A 3,348-nucleotide genomic window follows, 5' to 3' on the forward strand; every position below is an offset into this window, starting at 1 on the left:
GGGGCTCGGGGCTCGGGGCTCGGGGCTCGGGGCTCGGGGCTCGGGGCTCGGGGCTCGGGGCTCGGGGCTCGGGGCTCGGGGCTCGGGGCTCGGGGCTCGGGGATTCTGGCGTTCTGGCGTTCTGGCGTTCTGGCGTTCTGGCGTTCTGGCGTTCGGTCAGCCCGTCAGTTGGTCAGTTGGTCAGTTGGTCAGTTGGTCAGTCGAGCTGTCGAGCTGTCGAGCTGTCGAGCTGTCGAGCTGTCGGGCTGTCGGGCGCGAGCCAGCGCCCCGCCGCGACACCATGCCCGTTCCAGGCGTCATGCCGTCGTCGAGATCGGCTTTGTCACGCCGGCCACAATCGCGAGCGAGCGTTACCCGACCTGCGTCCCGCAGTTCGGACAGAAGCGCGCGTCGGCGACCAGTGCCGCGTGGCAGCGGCTGCACGCGTTGCCGCGCTGCGATGCGCCGCACTGCGCGCAGAAACGCGCATCCGCCGCGTTGATCGCGCCGCAGCCCGCGCATGCGAGCTGCCGCAGCGGCACGTTGCCCCCCGGGTCGCCCTGCGCATCGGCCGACGGCTGCCGCCCCCAGCCGTGACGATCACGGCCGCGCGCATCGTGGCCGCCGTGGCCTTCCCGGCCCCCTCCGCCGTGATGCCCGCCACCATGGCCGCCACCGCCATGCCCGCCACCACCGTGCCCGCCGCCATGACCACGCCCGTGGCCGCCCAGGATCCGCTTCAGGAAGCTCATCACCCGCGCCTCATCGCTGCGTCTGCGCGCCGTCGAACACGCCTGTTTTCGACAGCAGCCGCAATCCGTTGCCGACGACGATCAGGCTCGCGCCCGCGTCGGCGAACACGGCCATCCACATCGTGCCGAGCCCCGCGACCGTGAGGCCGAGGAACACGATCTTCACGCTGAGCGCGAAGCCGATGTTCTGCACCAGCACGCGGTGCGTCGCACGCGACAGCCGCACGAACGCGGGAATCTTGCGCAGGTCGTCGTCCATCAGCGCGACGTCGGCCGTCTCGATCGCCGTGTCGGTGCCCATCGCGCCCATCGCGAAGCCGATGTCGGCGCGCGCGAGCGCCGGTGCGTCGTTGATCCCGTCGCCGACCATCCCCACCGCGCCCGCGCCGCCCGCCGACAGTTCCTCGACTGCCGCGAGCTTGTCCTCGGGCAACTGGTTGCCGCGCGCATCGTCGATGCCCGCCTGCTGCGCGATCGCCTGCGCGGTGTGCGGGTTGTCGCCGGTCAGCATCGCGGTGCGGATGCCGAGCGCGTGCAGGTCGGCGATCGCCGCGCGGCTGGTGTCCTTGATCGTGTCGGCCACCGCGAAGATACCGAGCACGCGCGTGTCGTCCACCAGCATCACGACGCTCTTGCCCTGCCGCTCGAGCGCGTCGAGCTTCGCCTCCAGCGCGGGTGAGCAGCGCTCGAGCTCCTCGACGAGCCGATGATTGCCGAGCCAGTAATGCGTGCCGTCGATGGTGCCGCGCACGCCGCGCCCGACGAGCGCTTCGAACGCGTCCACCTCGGCGAACGCCGCCGTCTGCGCGTCGCGGGCCGCCGCGGCGATCGCCTGCGACACCGGGTGATCCGAGCGCGCCGCGAGGCTCGCGCCGAGGTGACGCACGCGTGCGGCGTCGACGTCCGTTGCATGCAGGTCGAAATCGGTCTGCACCGGCTTGCCGTGCGTGATCGTGCCGGTCTTGTCGAGCGCGAGCCATGCGAGCTTGCGGCCTTCTTCCAGATACACGCCGCCCTTCACGAGTATCCCGCGCCGTGCCGCGGCCGCGAGCCCCGACACGATCGTCACCGGCGTCGAGATCACCAATGCGCACGGGCACGCGATCACGAGCAGCACCAGCGCGCGGTAGATCCAGTCATGCCACGTGCCGCCCATGACGAGCGGCGGCGCCACCGCGACCAGCAGCGCGATCGCGAACACGATCGGCGTATAGACGCGGGCGAACTGGTCGACGAAGCGCTGCGTCGGCGCCTTCGCGCCCTGCGCTTGCTCGACCGCGTGGATGATCCGCGCGAGCGTCGAGTTGGCGGCCACCGCCGTCACGCGATAGTCGAACGAACCGGCCTCGTTGATCGTGCCCGCGTACACCGCGTCGCCTGCCGTCTTGTCGACCGGCAGGCTCTCGCCGGTGATCGGCGCCTGGTTCACCGTCGAGCGGCCCGCGACGACTTCGCCGTCCAGCCCGATCCGCTCGCCCGGCTTCACGCGCACGACCGCGCCGAGCGCGACCTGCGCAGCCTCGATCGTGCGCCACGTGCCGTCGGCGTCCTGCACGGTCGCGGTGTCCGGTGCGAGCTGCATCAGGCCCTGGATCGCATTGCGCGCGCGGTCGAGCGACTTCGCCTCGATCAGCTCGGCGATCGTGAACAGCACCATCACCATCGCGGCTTCCGGCCACTGGCCGATCGCCATCGCGCCCGTCACCGCGATGCTCATCAGCGCGTTGATGTTCAGGTTGCCGTTGCGGATCGCGATCCAGCCCTTCTTGTAGGTGGTCAGCCCGCACGCGAGCACCGCCGCGAGCGCCAGCACGGCGGACAGCCACACCGGCAAGCCGGCCCAGCTCACGGCCTCGGATGCGATCGCGGCGACGCCGGCCAGTGCGAGCGGCCACCACGGCTTCGCGGGCGGCGGCGCGGCGGGCGTTGCCGGCGCGTCGGCCGCTGCGGCCTCCGGCGTCATCCCGAGCGTGCGGATCGCGCTTTCGATCGCGGGCTGCGCGCCCGGCACGTGTTCGACGGTCAGCATCCGCTGCATCAGGTTGAATTCGAGCGCCGACACTTGCTGCATCCCGCCGAGTTTCTTGCGGATCAGCGTTTCCTCGGTCGGGCAGTCCATCTGCATGATCCGGAACGCGGAGCGGACGTGACCCGACGCGGTCGCCCGCGCGACCGGCAGCGGCGCGAGCGTCAGCGCGGCAGGCGCGCAGCAGGCGCCGGCGGCGTGGTCGTGGTCGTGGTCGTGGTCGTGGTCGTGGTCGTGGTCGTGGTCGTGACCAGCATGGTCATGCGCCGCATGATCGTGCGAGCACGCAGCGCCGTGCACATGCCCGTCGCCATGCGCGTGGTCACCATGGTCACCATGGTCGCCGTGGTCGTGCGCGGATGCGTGATCGTGGTCATGGTCGTGACCGCGTTCATGCGGCTGCGCGCCGCGCACTGCCGCGTCGCCGTGCGCATGGTCGGCATGGTCGCCGTGGTCGTGCGCCGTGCCGTGCGCGGATGCGTGATCGTCGTCATGGTTGTGACCGCATCCACGCGGCTGCGCGCCGCGCGCTGCCGCGTCGCCGTGCGCAGGGTCGGCCTGATCGCCGTGGTCATGCCCCGTGCCGCGCGC

2 protein-coding genes are annotated in these 3,348 nt (G+C 71.6%); both read right to left on the reverse strand.

Going from position 1 to position 3,348, the window contains the following annotated elements; all coding sequences use genetic code 11:
* Positions 1 to 350: 350 nt before the first annotated feature.
* The gene (locus tag ABIC50_RS33900; RefSeq protein ID WP_354169215.1) at positions 351 to 731 is read right to left on the reverse strand and encodes a zinc ribbon domain-containing protein; all 381 of its coding nucleotides are present in this window, start codon (positions 729 to 731) and stop codon (positions 351 to 353) included.
* Positions 732 to 741: 10 nt separating this feature from the next.
* Positions 742 to 3,171 carry a heavy metal translocating P-type ATPase gene (locus ABIC50_RS33905; RefSeq protein ID WP_502913542.1) on the reverse strand — a complete coding sequence of 810 codons (2,430 nt, stop codon included), beginning with the start codon at positions 3,169 to 3,171 and terminating at the stop codon, positions 742 to 744.
* Between the last annotated feature and the right edge of the window lie 177 nt (positions 3,172 to 3,348).

The sequence above is a fragment of the Burkholderia sp. 567 genome (assembly GCF_040545115.1).
In the GTDB taxonomy this organism is placed as follows: Bacteria; Pseudomonadota; Gammaproteobacteria; order Burkholderiales; family Burkholderiaceae; genus Burkholderia; species Burkholderia ambifaria.